Raw genomic sequence first — 14,299 nt, 5'->3', positions numbered from 1 at the left:
GTTATCCGGCCCGGCGTCCCGTCATCCGTACGGGGCGTTTTCTTTGTAAGAGCAAGGGCGGATGGTGTATAATAGTTAGGATTCGGAAGAGGACTGTGCAGATTGGAGTGTCACACCATCATGGCTTATACCGCGCTGTATCGCGTATACCGACCGCAAACCTTTCAAGACGTGGTGGGACAAGAGCATGTGACGACCACTTTGCGCAACGCGTTGCGTGAAGGCAGGTTGTCCCACGCTTATTTGTTCAACGGTCCCCGTGGTACGGGCAAGACAAGTGCAGCCAAAATCATGGCCAAAGCGGTGAACTGCGAACAGCCGCAGGACGGAGAGCCGTGCAACCAGTGCCCCACCTGCCGGGCCATTACCGACGGTTCCGTTACCGACGTGCTGGAGATTGACGCCGCTTCCAACCGCGGTGTCGAGGAAATTCGCGACATCCGCGACAAGGTCAGGTTCGCCCCCAGTGACGTCCGGTACAAGGTGTATATTATCGACGAAGTGCATATGCTGACGACGGAGGCGTTCAACGCGCTGTTGAAGACGCTGGAGGAACCGCCTTCCCACGTCATCTTTATTCTGGCTACCACCGAGCCCCACAAGTTGCCGGCGACGATTATCTCGCGCTGTCAGCGGTTTGATTTTCACCGGATTCCCCTAAAGGAAATGGTGAAGCGGCTCACATACATCTGCGAGGCACAGGGAGTGCGGGTCGAACCGCAGGCCCTCCACCTAGTCGCCAAAATGGCCGAAGGGGGGATGCGGGACGCACTCAGCCTGCTGGACCAGGCGATCAGCTACAGCAAAGACGAGGTTCGGGCTGCTGACATCATGCAGATTACCGGCACCGTCTCACAGGGGCACTTTTCCGTTCTGGCCAAATACGTCGCTGAACGAGACGTGTCCCGGGTGATGGAGCATTTTGACCGGGTGATGGTGCAGGGAAAAGATCCCGAACAGTTTTTGCAGGATCTGCTCTACTACTACCGCGACATGTTGCTGTTCAAGACTGCGCCGCAGTTGGAAGAGATCGTCGAGCGGACGATGCTGGACGACCAGTTTGCCCAGGTGGCCGGGATGTACGCCCTGCCCGACGTGTACGCCGCGATCGAAATCTGCAATCAGGCGTTGGCCCAGTTGAAGTGGTCCACGTACGCCCGCGTACTGGTGGAGCTGACGCTGGTCAAACTGTGCCAGCCGGTCAAAGAGGCTGCCGCTGCGCCGGAGGCAGCCGCAGCCGGAGGAGCAGAGCTGGCCGCACTGGCCAACCGGGTCCGCACACTGGAAGAGCGGCTGGCCCAACTGATGCAGGGACAGGCGCACGTGAGCGCCCAGCCGCGAACGGAAGAGCCGCGCAGGGCGGAAACGCGCCGTCCGGCTGCGGCCGCGAGAAGTTCCCGCACGCCGATGAACAAGGTGCGGGAGGTGGCCAAGGCGGTGGACGAAGCGCTGACGCGGCAGGTGCGCGGGCAGTGGAGCCAGATTTTGGCCGATGTCAAAAAAATCAAGATTCAATACCAAGCCTGGTTGGTGAACGGCCAGCCCGCTGCTGCCGGCCGCGACGCTGTCGTCGTCACCTTTACCAGTCCCATTCACTGTGAGAAGACCATGGAGCCGGAATTGAAGGGCGTCGTGGAACGGGTGATGCTGGGTGTTCTGGGGCGGCCGCTGCAGCTGCTCTCCGTGATGGAGGAGGAGTGGCAGAGCGTGAGCCAGCAGGCCGGGCAGGAAGAACAGCCCGCCCAGGAAGAGCAGGACCCGTTTGTCGCCGAGGCGATTCGGCTGGTCGGTGAGGGACTGATTGAAGTGAAAGAATAAGCTGAACCGGCAAAAAAGAAGGAGGACACCCCGATGAAAAACATGCAACAAATGATGCGACAAGTGAAAAAGATGCAGGAAGAAATGCAAAAGACGCAAGAGGCCCTGAAGGAAAAAGTGGTGGAAAGTTCTGCAGGGGGCGGTGCGATTACCGTTAAGGCAAACGGCCACAAGCAGATTGTCGACATCACGATCAAGCCGGAAGTGGTCGACCCGGATGACGTGGAAATGCTGCAGGACCTCGTGCTGACCGCCGTCAACGATGCGTTGCGCCAGGCCGATGAGATGATCGCCAAGGAAATGGGCCGATTCACCGGAGGATTGAACATCCCGGGTCTGTTCTAAGGAGTACGAGCCGATGTTTTATCCCGAACCGGTATCAAAACTGATCGAAGGCTTTATGAAACTGCCGGGCATCGGGCCGAAAACGGCCAGCCGTCTGGCGTTTTACGTGCTCAACATGAAAGAGGACGACGTTTTGGATCTGGCCAAAGCGCTGGTCAACGCCAAACGGCAGCTCCACTACTGCTCCGTCTGCAACAACATCACGGATATCGACCCCTGCCACATCTGCCGGGACAAGCGGCGTGACGCTTCCGTCATCTGCGTCGTGCAGGAGCCCAAGGACGTGGTGGCGATGGAAAAGACGCGGGAGTACGACGGGTACTACCACGTCCTGCACGGAGCGATTTCTCCCATGGACGGCATCGGGCCGGAGGACATCCGCATCCCTGACCTCTTGAAGCGGTTGAGCGACGATCAAGTAAAAGAAGTGATATTGGCGACCAACCCGAACATCGAGGGCGAGGCCACCGCCATGTACATCTCCCGGCTGATCAAGCCGTTCGGCATTCGCGTGACGCGGATTGCGCACGGACTGCCGGTGGGCGGCGATCTGGAGTACGCCGACGAGGTGACGCTGACAAAAGCCCTGGAAGGTCGCCGGGAATTGTAGGACAAGAAAAAGACGGGGACTCCCTGTCTTTTTTGTGTTTGCAGGAGATGGGAGCAGGAGGACTTTTTTGTCCGGACAAGACATAGATTGAAGTAGGAGTGTGAGGAGATGCTGACAGGACCGGGGATGTCGCTGCGGGGCGGGACGGAGAAGCGCAGGTCTGCGCCTTGGGCGATCCCGCTGTTTGTCGGATACTGGATCGTGTTTGCCGCCGAATTGATGATGCTCCGCTTTGATCGCGGACCGGATGGCCGGTGGATCGTGTCGACTGCGGAGGTTCCTGAACTGTGGCTGTCGCTGACGGTGCTGGCTGTGGTGGTCATCAGCTTTGTCGCGGCTATCGGCTTTGCCGTCAACGTCTGGCGGGACAGGCAGCGGACGGCCTGGCTGCTCAATGACGACGCACCGACGTGGTCGGATCTGCTGCATGTCGTCGCCTGGCTGCAGGTGTTTCACGCCTGCACGCTGCTGCTGTACGGCCTGATACTGCCGTACCCTCTGTTTGTCGAGGGCTCGGTCGGCAGCTTTTTTGAGTCGGCGTCGCTTCAACTGTTTATCCTGATCGCGGTGCCGCTTTGGTTTCATGGCCGGATGGACGAGATCGGCGTGTGCCGTCCCCGCCGCATCGGGCGCATGATCGCCGTGCTGACGGTGATGTTTCTGCTGATCATGTGGGTGCTGGATGCGGTCGTCACCACCCCGCTGGCTGACTGGTTCCACCTGTCGCTGGACTCGGAGCGGGAGCGGCAAATCGAACAGGGAATCATTCAGGCCAAAAACCGCGATATCTGGGCCGTCGCTGCATCCGTGCTGGTCATCGGCATCCTGGTGCCGATTGCCGAGGAACTGCTGTTCCGCGGTGTGTTTCAGACGATTCTGGTTCAGCGTTTGGGAGCGTTTGTCGGCATTGTACTGAGCAGCCTCTGGTTTGCGTTGATGCATGTGGATGTCGCCCTGCTGGCTCCGCTGTTTGTCATCGGCCTGTGTCTGGGCTACCTGCGGCATCGGTTTCAGTCCATCTGGGGGGCTGTCGTGCTGCATGTGATCAACAATCTGACCGGTGTGCTGCACTACTTTCACTGAAGGGGCGTGGGAGAAGTGAGATTGTGGGGAAAACCGCGAGCGGCCGTGCATTGGGGGCCGGAGGCGCTGGATAAAGCTGTCGACCGCGCGCGGTTGGATTGGCAGCACGCCCGTCATCTCATGGATATCAGCGAACCGGACGACGGGCTGGAGGATGCCATTTACTATCTGCAATTGACGGAAAAACGTTACATGTTCCTGCTCGCGCAAGCAAAACGGGAGCGGGAACGTCGGCACGCGCAGGGAGGATGAGTAATGAATACGGGATGGGTCATCGCCTTGATTGTCACAGGTCTGTTGTTGGTGATTGCCGCCAGCAGGTCGGTCATGGGGCCGATTCGCTGGGCGGGGTTTGTCGCCATGCAGTTGGTCATTGGCGCGGTGCTGCTGTTTTTCGCCAATCTGGTCGGAGAACTGGCCGACTTCCACATCCCGATTAATCCGGTAACGGCGTTATTGACCGGGCTGCTGCGGCTGCCGGGTCTGGCCGCGCTGATCATCATCAAGCTGTGGGTGATGTAGGCGGTTAGCCGTCAGTCAGCAAAAAGGCGACACTGCCGCTTTCGTACTTGACCCGGCAGTGCGGAGGCTGGCGCAGTGAAGCGATAAGGGCCAGCAGCCGGGGCAAGCCCAGCACGGCTGTCCCCCAGAGCAGCGCCATTCCGTACGGCAGCGGCACCCAGACGAAGACAGCGGCGGCCAAAAACAGACTGCCGGCGAGGACGGTCGCCTCCGCTCCGCGGTATGCCCGGAGCGAAACAGGATGGCGGGAACCGGCGCCCCACCAGGGAGAGACGAGCAGGTCCGGCGTGGTATGCGGGTGGTGTGAGCGCAGGCCGGCGTAAAGCCGGAACAGGCAGAGATGACCTGCGGCGATGGCCGGAAGTACGGTAAGCGTCACCACCAGGCGATCAGCCGGAATCTTCAGCCAGACAGAGGCGGCGAGCGGAAACAGGCAGATCAGCAGGAGCTGGAACAGCCAGCCCGCCAATCGCCAGCGAAATCGGCGAAGCAGTTTGTAGCTGTAAATGGTTTGCTCTTTCATCTTGTCTATGACCTCTTGCGATTACAGGTGTACAAGCGGGCTAGACCCGATCCGTGTCTGGGGAGAACCTGGCTTTGTCCAATGGACAGGGGCAGGGTTCTCCCTATGTTTTTCCCGCTGAGATGATTATCGCACAATCTGCTGGCGCCGGAAAAGCTGTCAACCGGACGCGCGTTTGCCCGTGTGCGGCGATTCGCGACGCTGCCGGTGCGGAGAGCCCGTTACGTCATGGGCCCCTGATTTATGGGCACGATAAAAGGGAGGAACTGGCACCGCCGTCTTGGCAATTACCTGTTTACTGCGCTGCAGATGCTGACGCGCCGGCCGTCTCTCCCCGCCAGACTGACGCGTAATCAAAAGGCATGGCCGGGGCTTACAGGCGCGGTCGAACAGGAGCAGGCGGCGAAAAGAGGAGGCAGTGCTTGAGGTGTCCAGCACAGATGTGAAAGTGATCGTACAGGTGTCAGAGGCACCGTTCCCTGACACACTGGCGGGCGAATTGGAGGAAATCGGCATATCCGTCGTGCCGGCCAAAGACCGTAAACAAGCGGCCGGGGCGTGCGGTTTTTTGATCGCAAGAGAGTCGGATACAGGACGGCTGTCGACGAGCCTGGCCGAGTGGGACCGTCCCGGACTGTTGCTCGTATACGGCGACCGGGTTGCGGGCACAGCGGCAGAAGCACTGGCTGCCCGGCATCCCGGCTGGGAAGTTGTCCGTCTGTATCGCTTTGCCGGCGGCGAGCGGGCGCTGGTCGGCGGTAATCTCCGCAGCCCCTGGACCCGCATCATCAGCCGCCAACTGGCGAAGCATGACGTGGTCGCGATGGTGTGCGGGATGCGCGAAGCGGAGGAGGTCATCCGCCAGCTGCCGCGGTATCTGGCCTGGAAGGAGCGGTTTTACCTCCGTCTGGGAGAGAGCTGTGACCGGCGCGGCGTCCGTCTGCAGACGGTCGCGCGTGCGTTGGGCATGGACAGCCGCATCGGACAGGGTTGGTTGGACCCGCAGCGAATGGAGCGGGCAGCGCTGCGAAGATGGCTGGTCCGCCAGTGTCGCTTTGTCATGCGAAAGACGAACGTGCGCCGCGTCGCCTTGTGGGGGCCGCCGAGCCTGTGGAAGCAGATGCCGCCAGGCTGGATGGCGGACAAAGAGGTGCGGCTGTACGTTCCTCGGGACGAGCAAATTCCGAACGGTAAAGGTACCCTGGGGGAGCGGTGCACCACCTGGCAAACAGCGCTTGCCGAAGCCGATCTGCTGGTTGTCGCTTCGCCTGACCCCGAACTCATGGAACTCCCCCTGTCCGAGTTGATCAGGCACATGCGCCAACCCATTGTCGTCGATGCCTGCGGCTGCTTTCCGCTGCCGGAAGCGGAGGCGCTGCAAATGATCTACCGAACCATCGGGGAAAAGACGAACGTTTGGGAATGGAGTGGATTATAATGGGGTATAATGGTTGGTAGATTGAGGAAAAGGGTAGGCGTTTGTACAATGGAAAGAGTTGCTCAGCGATGTATCGTCTGTGAAGAAGAACGGACGGACGGAATCGCCATCTGTGAGCAGTTTATCTGCCAGCAATGCGAACAGGAAATGGTCAACACGGATGTACAGGATAAAAAATACACGTTCTTTATTCATCAGATGCGGCGCATCTGGCTCACGGATTAGACACGTTCGGCCAAAAGGCATCGGCACCCCCGATGCCTTTTTCCGTTTTGCGGGTGCAAATCGTGTTACAATAAGAGGTACTCTGAAAAAAGGACGTGAATGACCGTGCGGGAAAGAAGCGCCGACTTCTGGGAGAGGCAGCGGCAGGCACCCTTGTACGAACAGTTGGTACGGCACGCCATGCGCCGTCCCCACCCGTTTCACGTGCCCGGTCACAAGATGGGTCGAAGTTTTGACCATCACGGCAGGGAGCGGTTTGGGCCTGTGCTCGAACTGGACATGACGGAGATTACCGGCATGGACGACCTGCATCAGCCGGATGGTGTGATTGCCGAGGCGCAGGCGTTGGCAGCGGAAGCGTTTGGCGCGGAGGAGACGCGTTTTCTCGTCGGCGGAAGCACGGCGGGCAACATCGCGCTGATCATGACCGTCTGCCGTCCGGGAGACAAGATTCTCGTCCAGCGCAACTGCCACAAATCCGTATTTCACGGCATCATCCTGGCCCGGGCAACGCCGGTGTACATCGTGCCGGCGGTGGACCCGGCGACCGGCACTGCCGTCGGACTGCGGCGGGAGGACGTGGAACGCGCCCTGCAGGCCCATCCCGATGCCAAAGCGGTTTTTTTGACCAACCCCACCTACTACGGCATGGGGATTGATCTGGCCAAGTTGGCGGCGACCGTCCACCGGTTTGGTGTGCCGCTTCTCGTCGATGAAGCACACGGGGCCCACTTCGGCTTTCATCCTGCGTTTCCCCGTTCGGCCATGCAGAGCGGAGCAGATGCCGCCGTGCAGTCCACCCACAAAATGACCGGAGCGCTCACCATGTCGTCCATGCTGCATATCCAGGGCGAGCGGATCGACCGGGAACGTCTGGCGCGCAATCTGGCGATGATCCAGTCGTCCAGCCCGTCCTATTTGCTGATGGCTTCGCTCGACCTGGCGCGCCGTCACCTGGTGATGGAAGCATCCCGGGAGTGGGAACGGCTGCTGCTGCAGTTGGACAAGCTTCGCGAACGGCTGGATCGCGTCTCGTGGGTGGAGCTGGCGCGACCAGTGCCAAACAGCGTCTGTGCGACATGGGACCCGCTCAAACTGCTGCTGGTGCTGCGCACCGCCGACGCGGACGGCTTTGAACTGATGCGGCTGATGGAAGAACAAGGCATCTATCCCGAACTGGCCGAGAACGGACTCGTGCTGTTGGCGGCTTCTGCCGGGACCTCAGCGGACGATCTCGACGCACTGGCCAGGCTGCTGGAATCCGTCTCCCCCGAGAGACGATCGGGAAAAGTGCGTATGGTGGAGCCGGGTGTGGTGGCTTCCAGCTTTTTGCGCGAACAGGCGATGCCGATGCACGCAGCGATAGACGCTCCCCGCGAGACGGTGGCACTGGAACAGGCGCTTGGCCGGATTGCCGCAGAAATGGTGATCCCCTATCCGCCGGGAATCCCGCTGCTGGTGCCAGGTGAGCGCATTGATGCCGATTTGCTGGAGCTTTTGCTGGAGCTTCGCAAGGGACAGACCCGCTTCCACGGGGTGCAGGATGCCCGGCTGCAAACGATACGGGTAATTGATGAAAGACAACAAGAGTGAAAGGAGCATGTGTGTGGCTACGAAGGGAACAGGCCGGTTTATTACCGTCGAGGGAGGCGACGGAGCGGGCAAGTCTACCGTCATCGCCCGCCTCTGCGACGAACTGCGGGCACGGGGACGGGACGTGATCCTTACCCGCGAACCGGGCGGCATCGAGATCGCGGAGAAAATCCGGTCGATCATCCTCGATCCGGAGCACGTCACCATGGACAAGCGGACGGAGGCACTGCTGTACGCGGCGGCACGGCGGCAGCATTTGGTGGAAAAGGTGCTGCCGGCACTGGCAGCGGGGAAGCTCGTCTTGTGCGACCGCTTCATCGACAGCAGCCTGGCGTACCAGGGGTATGCACGCGGCCTGGGAATCGACGAAGTGTTTGCCATCAACCGCTTTGCCGTGGAGGACTGCATGCCGGACCTGACGCTGTTTTTCGACGTGCGGCCAGAAGTAGGCCTGGCCCGCATTAACGCGACCAAGGGGCGGGAGGTAAACCGGCTCGACATGGAAGACCTGCGGTTCCACGAAAAAGTGCGGGAAGGCTACCGGCTGGTGATGGAACGTTTTCCCGAGCGGTTTGTCGTCATTGACGCGGAACAGCCGATGGAGCGCGTCTTTGAAGAGGCGCTGGCTGCGCTGGAGGCGCGTCTGTAAGGTTTAGGTACCGTCCGGGTACGTACATGCTGTATACTATGATTAAGAAGAATATCGTTACACCGTCCAGCCTTCCTTCATACAATGAAGAAAGACAGGTACCCCCAGATACCATATGCGTGCGGAAAGGGTGAGAGCCGATGAAGATGGTGGTTGCTGTTGTTCAGGACAAAGACAGTGGTCGTCTGTCGCAGCAGTTGGTGAAAAAAGGATTTCGCGCTACAAAGCTGGCCAGTACGGGAAGCTTTCTACGTGCCGGCAACACGACGTTTTTGATCGGAACGAGCGACGAAAACGTGCCGGAAGTGATCGAGATCATTCAGCAGCACTGCAAGTCCCGCAAACAGATGGTCACACCTGTCTCGCCGTTGAGCAATGCCGTCGATTCGTTTATGCCGTATCCGCTCGAGGTGCAGGTGGGCGGTGCCGCCGTGTTTGTGCTGGACGTCGAGCAATTCCATTCGTTCTAGGCGTCAGATGGAGAGCCCCCTCCTTTTTCAGCCTGCTTTCGTTTATACTGTAAGGAAGAAACACGATCGGACAGGGACGGAGGGAGCGGCATGAAAATCGGAGAAGGGCTTAGGCCAAAGGTAGATCTGCTCAAAGCGGCCGACATGCGCAAAGGGCCGCAGGTGGAAAAGGCGAATTTCGGGGAATTGATCAAAGGCGAAGACCAACGCATGTCGCAGGAGCGGCTGACCCGGCTTTTGCAGGACATAGACAAACAGGGACAGATTCTGGCCCGTTCCCGCTCCATCCGCGACTTTTACCATTATAAAAATTTGGTCAAGCAGTTTATGGAAGAGGCCGTCAAGCACGGCATCGCGCTGGACGACAGACGGGGTGTAAACCGCCGGGGTCGCAGCCGGCTGTACAAGATTGTCAAGGAAGTGGACGCGGAACTGCTCAAGCTTGCCGACGAACTGTTGAGCGATCAGGCGCCAATGATCGACCTGTTGGCCCGCATCGGCGAAATTCGCGGCATGCTGATCAACTTGTACTTTTAGGTGGAACAAGATGACATGGGAGATGTTTGCGCAGCAGCCGCGTGCAGCGGAACTGCTGCATCATAGTCTGCAAAACGGGCGGCTGGCGCACGCTTACCTGTTCGCCGGCCCCAAAGGTGCAGGAAAAAAACGGATGGCCCTGCATGTGGCGAAGTCTCTTTTTTGTCCAGAAAGGGAGGCGGACGCCTGCGGGGCCTGTCTCACATGCAGGCGGATCGAGGCAGGCAACCATCCCGACGTGCTGTTGATCGAGCCGGACGGGGCCTCGATCAAGATCGACCAGATCCGTGCCTTGCAAAAGGAAATGGCGATGAGGGCGGTGGAATCGACCCACAAAGTGTACATCGTCGAGCACGTGGACAGGATGACCGTCCAGGCTGCCAACAGTCTGCTCAAGTTTTTGGAAGAACCGCCGGCTGGAGTGGTCGCGCTGCTTTTGACGGAACACAGTCACGCCATGCTGCCGACCATTCTGTCGCGCTGCCAGATTGTCTCGTTTACGCCGCTGTCCGCAGACGTCATCGCCGAGCAGCTGCAAACAGAAGGCGTGCCGGCCGGGATCGCTCGGGCAGCTTCCTATATCACGACAAATCTGGAAGAAGCTCGTGCGCTCAGCCAGGCAGATTGGTTTGCACAGCTGAGAAATGTAGTGATACAATTGGTGCAGGAGTGCAAACAGCGCAATGCTGCTGCACTCTATACCATTCATGATTTGTTGCAAAAAAGCGACAAAATAAAGGAGGAACTGCCCCTCTTTTTGGATTTGCTCATCCTTTGGCTGCGCGATATCCTGTACGTGCAAGTAGACAGGCATGCCCATCTCATCAACAGCGACCAACAGGATGTGCTGCAAGGACAAGCCCTGGTCTGGACGAAATCCGAGCTCTTGCATGGGATCGATCTGGTCATGGAAACGAAAAATCGGATAGAGCGAAACGCCAACGCACAGTTGGCCCTTGAGCGGTTGGTTCTTCAAATCCAGGAGGGATAACCTTTGTACGAGGTTGTGGGCGTCCGCTTTAAAAAAGCGGGCAAAATATATTACTTCGACCCCGACCGACTGCCGATCGAAAAGGATTCGCATGTCATCGTGGAAACCGCGAGAGGGGTCGAATACGGCAAAGTGGTGATCGGCCGCAAGCAAGTGGCCGATAAGGATGTCGTACTGCCGCTGAAGAAGGTAATCCGGATGGCGAACGAGCGGGATGCCAAGCAGGTGGAGGAGAACAAACAGGCTGCCAAGAACGCGTTTTCCATCTGTCAGACCAAAATCAAGGAACACAATCTGGAGATGAAGCTGGTCGACGTGGAATACACGTTTGACCGCAACAAAATCATCTTTTATTTTACTGCGGATGGGCGGGTGGATTTCCGCGAACTGGTCAAGGACCTGGCCTCTGTCTTCCGCACTCGTATCGAACTGCGCCAGATCGGCGTGCGCGACGAAGCGAAAATGCTGGGCGGCATCGGCCCGTGCGGACGGCTGCTCTGCTGCTCTACGTTTTTGGGCGACTTCGAGCCGGTGTCGATCAAGATGGCAAAAGACCAAAACCTTTCGCTGAATCCGGCCAAAATCTCCGGTCTCTGCGGCCGGTTGATGTGCTGCTTGAAATACGAAAACGACAACTACGAAAGCACCCGGGATGAAATGCCGGACATTGGCGCGATGGTAACCACGCCGATGGGCGAGGGGCGTGTCGTTTCCGTCAACGTGCTCGACCAGTCCGTTCAGGTAGAGCTTTTGGAAAACAAGCACACCATCGAATTTGCGCTCGATGAGATTGTCGTAGGTCATCCGACGTTTGACTGACGAGAGGACAGAGCAGGTTAGATTTGGGTAGCGGGGATGAGGTGAGCAAGTGGACAAACGGGAAATCTTCGTCAAGATGGCCAGCATCGAGGAACGAATTGGCGATCTGTATCGGGAAATTGGCGAACTGAAAGACGTCATTGTTGTCTTGATGGAGGAAAACGCCCAATTACTCGTGGAGAACCAACACCTTCGCAATCGGCTGGACAAGAAGCCAGCCAGTCCGCCGCCGAAACAAAAAGAAACACACAAGCAGGAAACCGCCAAAAAGAAAGTGGTCGGAGAAGGCTATGACAATCTGGCGCGGCTGTATGCGGAAGGTTTTCACATTTGCAACGTTCATTTCGGCAGCCTGCGCAAAGAAGGAGATTGCTTGTTCTGCCTCTCCTTCCTCAGCGGTGGTGTTCACAAATAACAGGATACACGGCCTGTACCGAAGCGACCTGAGCATTGCGGCAGGTCGCTTTTTGCAGACAACGGGCAGAGGCCGTTTGAGACTGATAGTGAAAAAAGGAGTTTGGAACAACGGATGCAACCGGAAATCAACGTGCCGCTCTACGAGACGGAGCGCATTGACGACCTGCTCACCCATGAGATGAAAATCATCCAAAGCCGTGAAGTGTTTTGCTTTTCCATGGATGCGGTGCTGCTGGCCCGCTTTGCATCGGTGCCCAAACGGGGACGGGTGCTCGACATGTGCACGGGCAACGGCGCCATCCCGCTGATCATGACGACGCGGTCGCCGGAAGCCGTATTTGAAGGCATCGAAATCCAGGAGCGGCTGTATGACATGGCCAGTCGAAACGTCAAGCTGAACAGGCTGGAATCGCGCATTACGATGCACCACGGCGATGTGAAGGACGCCGTGCAGTTGTTCGGGCACGGCAAGTTTGACCTGATTACCTGCAATCCGCCGTACATGCCGGCCACCAGCGGCGAGAAAAACGTCAGCGAACATTTTGCCATCGCTCGCCACGAAATCTTGCTGTCGCTGGAAGACGTCATTCGGGTGGGCAGCCAATTGCTGAAAAACGGCGGGAAAATCGCCCTGGTGCACCGCTCGACGCGACTGGTGGACATTATCACACTGATGCGCCAGTACGGTATCGAGCCCAAACGGATGCGGCTGGTCTACCCGCGCCGCGACGCTGAGCCCAACATGCTGCTGATCGAGGGAATGCGCAACGGCAGACCGGAACTACGCATTCAGCCGCCGTTGATTGTCTACGAAAACGGAGAGGAATACTGTGAAGAACTGCAGGAAATCTATTTCGGAAAGCGAGATTCCCTCGCATAAAAGCCACTTTGTCTACATCCTGCGCTGCGTGGACGGGACCTATTACACCGGGTATGCCACGGAATTGGCCCGCCGCATCCGGGAGCACAATGAGGGCAGAGGGGCCAAGTACACGCGGGGCCGAGGGCCGGTGGAGCTGATGTATTGGGAAGAAGGAACGGACCGCTCGTGGGGAATCAGGCGGGAGGAAGCGATCAAACGCCTGACCCGCTCGCAAAAGGAAGAACTGATCGAGGAAGGTGGTCGTACGTCATGAACGTCCAGCGCAGTTTCACCGACGAACATACAGGGGTCCTCTACCTGGTGGCCACGCCCATCGGCAACCTGGACGACATCACGGTTCGCTGTCTGGAAACGCTGCGGACTGTCGATGTGATCGCCTGCGAAGACACCCGGCAAACCCGCAAGCTGCTGAACCATTTTCAGATTGAGAAGCGGACGGTCAGCTACCACGAGCACAACAAGGAGGCCAGCGGCAGCGGTCTCTTGCAATGGCTGGCGGAAGGAAAGCGGATTGCTCTGGTGAGTGACGCCGGACTGCCCGCCATCTCCGACCCGGGGGCCGATCTGGTGCGGGATGCTGTGGCGGCCGGCTTTCCCGTCATTCCTGTCCCCGGTGCAAACGCCGCGCTGACCGCGCTGATTGCTTCCGGCCTGCCGACAGACCGCTTCGTGTTTTGCGGTTTTTTGCCGCGCGAGAACAAAGCGCGCCGGGAAGAACTGCAGCGGTTGGAGCGCTATCCGGAGACGCTGCTGTTTTACGAAGCGCCCCATCGTATCGTGAAAACGCTCCAGGCCATCCGGGAAGCCTGGGGCGATCGCCGTGCCGTGCTGGCGCGGGAATTGACCAAGCGCTACGAAGAGTTTGCCCGCGGCACGCTGGGCGATCTGATTGACTTGCTGGCGGCGGGGGAGGCGCGAGGCGAGTACTGCTTGATCGTGGAAGGATACCGCGGCGAGCCGGTCGTTCCGGAAGAAGAAGCGGCCTGGTGGCAGCCGCTTGACATCCGGGAGCATGTCGACCGCTACTGCGAGCAAGGCATGAGCAAAAAGGAAGCGATCAAACAGGCAGCAGAGGATCGCGGCCTGTCAAAGCGGGACGTCTACAATGAATACCACCGCGATCCGCAAGCGTGATCGCACGCATGAAAAAAGGCCGGGGGGTCATCCCCGACCTTTCAGCGTGTAGACAAAGTCCGTGGCGCATGGGTGATCGGGCCCGCTCGCTCTCTTGACGACCAGCAAAGAAGTGGAAGATGTCCGCTCAAAAACGCGACGCGGGCAGGGGGCAAACATCTGGGTATTTCAATGAAGTGAGACTTGTGCCCCCTGTTTTTTCCCGCGTCTTTCGTTTTTCCGCTGAGCAGGTCGTCAAAGGA

The 14,299-nt window shown here is 58.7% G+C and carries 19 protein-coding genes; 18 read left to right on the top strand and 1 reads right to left on the bottom strand.

Annotated features, from left to right (window positions below):
- Positions 1-120: 120 nt before the first annotated feature.
- The 6 genes from dnaX (at position 121) to Q7F15_RS20240 (ending at position 4,378) form a co-directional block, all read left to right on the top strand.
- Complete coding sequence (dnaX, locus tag Q7F15_RS20265) at positions 121-1,818, top strand: DNA polymerase III subunit gamma/tau (RefSeq protein ID WP_171567380.1); 1,698 nt, start codon at positions 121-123, stop codon at positions 1,816-1,818.
- 33 nt (positions 1,819-1,851) lie between these two features.
- Entirely contained in the window at positions 1,852-2,163 is a 312-nt protein-coding gene (locus tag Q7F15_RS20260; RefSeq protein ID WP_212132622.1) for a YbaB/EbfC family nucleoid-associated protein, read from the top strand.
- Between the two features lie 13 nt (positions 2,164-2,176).
- Positions 2,177-2,773 (top strand): recombination mediator RecR, encoded by a 597-nt coding sequence (gene recR / locus Q7F15_RS20255; protein ID WP_171567378.1) that lies wholly within the window; start codon positions 2,177-2,179, stop codon positions 2,771-2,773.
- A gap of 108 nt (positions 2,774-2,881) precedes the next feature.
- The gene (locus Q7F15_RS20250) at positions 2,882-3,856 is read left to right on the top strand and encodes a CPBP family intramembrane glutamic endopeptidase (protein WP_304414843.1); all 975 of its coding nucleotides are present in this window, start codon (positions 2,882-2,884) and stop codon (positions 3,854-3,856) included.
- Between the two features lie 15 nt (positions 3,857-3,871).
- Positions 3,872-4,108, top strand: coding sequence for a DUF2508 family protein (locus Q7F15_RS20245; RefSeq protein ID WP_171567376.1), 237 nt, complete (start codon positions 3,872-3,874; stop codon positions 4,106-4,108).
- A gap of 3 nt (positions 4,109-4,111) precedes the next feature.
- Positions 4,112-4,378, top strand: a complete 267-nt coding sequence (locus Q7F15_RS20240) for a pro-sigmaK processing inhibitor BofA family protein (protein ID WP_171567375.1) — start codon at positions 4,112-4,114, stop codon at positions 4,376-4,378.
- Between the two features lie 4 nt (positions 4,379-4,382).
- Here Q7F15_RS20240 and Q7F15_RS20235 read toward each other — a convergent pair whose 3' ends face one another.
- A complete protein-coding gene (locus Q7F15_RS20235; protein ID WP_304414842.1) occupies positions 4,383-4,901 on the bottom strand; it encodes a hypothetical protein in 519 nt (172 codons plus the stop codon).
- A 427-nt stretch (positions 4,902-5,328) separates the two neighbouring features.
- Here Q7F15_RS20235 and Q7F15_RS20225 point away from each other — a divergent pair, with 427 nt between their 5' ends.
- From Q7F15_RS20225 to rsmI, 12 genes are all read left to right on the top strand, one after another.
- Positions 5,329-6,339, top strand: coding sequence for a Rossmann-fold NAD(P)-binding domain-containing protein (locus Q7F15_RS20225; protein WP_212132620.1), 1,011 nt, complete (start codon positions 5,329-5,331; stop codon positions 6,337-6,339).
- A gap of 48 nt (positions 6,340-6,387) precedes the next feature.
- The gene (locus tag Q7F15_RS20220; RefSeq protein ID WP_171567371.1) at positions 6,388-6,564 is read left to right on the top strand and encodes a sigma factor G inhibitor Gin; all 177 of its coding nucleotides are present in this window, start codon (positions 6,388-6,390) and stop codon (positions 6,562-6,564) included.
- A gap of 105 nt (positions 6,565-6,669) precedes the next feature.
- Entirely contained in the window at positions 6,670-8,157 is a 1,488-nt protein-coding gene (locus Q7F15_RS20215) for an aminotransferase class I/II-fold pyridoxal phosphate-dependent enzyme (RefSeq protein WP_304414841.1), read from the top strand.
- A gap of 7 nt (positions 8,158-8,164) precedes the next feature.
- Positions 8,165-8,806 carry a dTMP kinase gene (gene tmk / locus Q7F15_RS20210; protein ID WP_171567369.1) on the top strand — a complete coding sequence of 214 codons (642 nt, stop codon included), beginning with the start codon at positions 8,165-8,167 and terminating at the stop codon, positions 8,804-8,806.
- 140 nt (positions 8,807-8,946) lie between these two features.
- Positions 8,947-9,276, top strand: a complete 330-nt coding sequence (gene darA / locus Q7F15_RS20205) for a cyclic di-AMP receptor DarA (RefSeq protein ID WP_029098050.1) — start codon at positions 8,947-8,949, stop codon at positions 9,274-9,276.
- A gap of 90 nt (positions 9,277-9,366) precedes the next feature.
- Positions 9,367-9,813, top strand: coding sequence for a YaaR family protein (locus tag Q7F15_RS20200; RefSeq protein ID WP_171567368.1), 447 nt, complete (start codon positions 9,367-9,369; stop codon positions 9,811-9,813).
- A 10-nt stretch (positions 9,814-9,823) separates the two neighbouring features.
- The gene (gene holB, locus Q7F15_RS20195) at positions 9,824-10,804 is read left to right on the top strand and encodes a DNA polymerase III subunit delta' (RefSeq protein ID WP_171567367.1); all 981 of its coding nucleotides are present in this window, start codon (positions 9,824-9,826) and stop codon (positions 10,802-10,804) included.
- Positions 10,805-10,807: 3 nt separating this feature from the next.
- Positions 10,808-11,623: a PSP1 domain-containing protein gene (locus Q7F15_RS20190; RefSeq protein ID WP_171567366.1), complete on the top strand. Its 816-nt coding sequence runs from the start codon at positions 10,808-10,810 to the stop codon at positions 11,621-11,623.
- A 49-nt stretch (positions 11,624-11,672) separates the two neighbouring features.
- Positions 11,673-12,038: a DNA replication initiation control protein YabA gene (yabA, locus tag Q7F15_RS20185; RefSeq protein ID WP_171567365.1), complete on the top strand. Its 366-nt coding sequence runs from the start codon at positions 11,673-11,675 to the stop codon at positions 12,036-12,038.
- Between the two features lie 114 nt (positions 12,039-12,152).
- The gene (locus Q7F15_RS20180; protein ID WP_029098045.1) at positions 12,153-12,920 is read left to right on the top strand and encodes a tRNA1(Val) (adenine(37)-N6)-methyltransferase; all 768 of its coding nucleotides are present in this window, start codon (positions 12,153-12,155) and stop codon (positions 12,918-12,920) included.
- Positions 12,871-13,176 carry a GIY-YIG nuclease family protein gene (locus Q7F15_RS20175; RefSeq protein ID WP_171567364.1) on the top strand — a complete coding sequence of 102 codons (306 nt, stop codon included), beginning with the start codon at positions 12,871-12,873 and terminating at the stop codon, positions 13,174-13,176. Before Q7F15_RS20180 ends, Q7F15_RS20175 begins: the two co-directional genes overlap by 50 nt.
- Complete coding sequence (gene rsmI / locus Q7F15_RS20170; RefSeq protein WP_212132619.1) at positions 13,173-14,057, top strand: 16S rRNA (cytidine(1402)-2'-O)-methyltransferase; 885 nt, start codon at positions 13,173-13,175, stop codon at positions 14,055-14,057. The genes Q7F15_RS20175 and rsmI overlap by 4 nt, the downstream gene beginning before the upstream one ends.
- Positions 14,058-14,299: the final 242 nt, after the last annotated feature.

The sequence above is a fragment of the Brevibacillus aydinogluensis genome (assembly GCF_961514395.1).
Taxonomy (GTDB): Bacteria; Bacillota; Bacilli; order Brevibacillales; family Brevibacillaceae; genus Brevibacillus; species Brevibacillus aydinogluensis.
Note: the sequence above shows the minus strand (reverse complement) of the source record. Positions and strands in the feature narration are given on the sequence as shown.